Origin of the sequence: Lederbergia sp. NSJ-179 (assembly GCF_022867885.1) — a bacterium.
GTDB lineage: Bacteria > Bacillota > Bacilli > Bacillales > Bacillaceae_C > Lederbergia.
Genome location: NZ_JALIFP010000092.1, coordinates 1 through 1,629 on the forward strand (window position 1 = coordinate 1; position 1,629 = coordinate 1,629).

Sequence of the window (1,629 nt, forward strand, 5' to 3'; positions counted from 1 at the left end):
CTGGACAGTCAAAAGTTTTCAGCTTTAAGAAGCCAGTAAATCCTCATCGTTATCAGCGAGTTTTTGCTTGGCTTGAATTATTTTGGTTATGGATAAATGCGGGTTGCAGGCAAACATACGAAAAATAGATTTGCGCAAATAAACCATGACCGTTGCTTCGGAAACAATGGACTTGGAAGATGTTCTCAAGTAACGAAAAAAGAATCCGGGAACACGGGACGAATAGCGTACAGCGATCAGTTGTAAGAGGCCCATGGCGATACAACTACACATGACATAGCCTTCAATCGCCTTGACTGTCAAACGGATCTTTTCTTTATCCTTTTCATTGGTTACGTGCTCTAGGGGATGAGGTTCCTCCTTTTTTAGATAACGTTTCAGCTTTGGCATCGATTTACTCCAGAACTGATATCCAAATCCACCGATAACTTGCTTCATTTCACGGAAAGTACATTCTATTTGAAAGCGGTGTCCATACAAGTGGATAATGTCTGTTGCTTCTAGTGTTAGGTCCGTGCTTACTAGAATAGACAAACGATTGCCCATTCGGACGAGAACAAACCGTAACTCTTGGTACTGCCCCTGTCCCCATAGCAAATTAAGACACAAGTACTGAACGGTTTCTTCCTTACCGTATAACGTTACCTGGGCCTTTTGAAAATCAGCAGCACGACTTTGAAACAAAGATTTCAGTTTGACGACTTCTCCCTTCTTTCGTGGACGACCTCTTCCTTTCTTCTTTGTTGCAGGAGGTGGTTCATAGGCCACTGCGTTCGATTTGGCCTTTGTGACGATGTGCATCTGAGTGGTTTCCGAAGCATTCAACTCGTTCAAGCGTTTCAACGCAGGGACAGACAGAAAATAACGATCCAGCAGGAGCAAGGCCTTTCCAAATGTTTTGGCCGCAACAAATCCCTGATCAATCATTTGTACGACATGGGATTCCTGCCGATCGGATAAATCACTCCAGCCAAAAATCGTCTTAACACCATCCTGTAAATTCATAAACAAGGGTAGGCAAAACCATTTTTGTGGCGTTCCCATAAGAATGCCGATGGCACCAAACAGATGACCGAAAATATACTCTGCTTTGGAAGAATTCTCAGATTCTTGATGAAGCTTCTTAACCCCAGGCATTCGGCGAGCTTCCTTGGACTGTTTCATCCCGTCTCCTATAAGCACAACCCTATCGTTGACGTAAGAAAGTGGAGCTGTTTTTTTCACGACCCGAAGCCATGTTAGACGAAGAGATTCAAGCGACCACGCGTGAGAACGAAAAAAGTTGAGCAAGCTTTCATAAGTACGAGAATTCAGGGACAAATCTCGGATAATAGAAGTCATACCCAGATGATCTGAACGCAACATGAAACCGACAATGATCACAACAAACCAATGATAGGTGGCGCTTCTGGAGAAGCAGGAACGGAAATGATGTAAGATAGAATCAATAAATTTTAACATGGTATGGTCAATCGCATCGAAATAGGGTAAACTAGCAACATAACCCTTTCTGCGATCTGATCTCCTTTCTGGTGTGCGAACCATTAGGATATCATAAGATTGCATGATTGGGTTATTTTTCCATTTAAAAATTCAACAATTTTTCGACAAGAACTTTTGACTGTCCAG

1 protein-coding gene is annotated in these 1,629 nt (G+C 42.6%); it reads right to left on the reverse strand.

Features of this window, described 5'->3' with window-relative positions; all coding sequences use genetic code 11:
* Positions 1 to 24: 24 nt before the first annotated feature.
* Positions 25 to 1,566 (reverse strand): transposase, encoded by a 1,542-nt coding sequence (locus tag MUB24_RS22925; protein ID WP_244708050.1) that lies wholly within the window; start codon positions 1,564 to 1,566, stop codon positions 25 to 27.
* Positions 1,567 to 1,629: the final 63 nt, after the last annotated feature.

What these genes read in the sequence shown, in the direction of transcription:
- MUB24_RS22925 (WP_244708050.1), bottom strand. Translation starts at nt 1,566, where the DNA reads ATGCAATCTTATGATATCCTAATGGTTCGCACACCAGAAAGGAGATCA.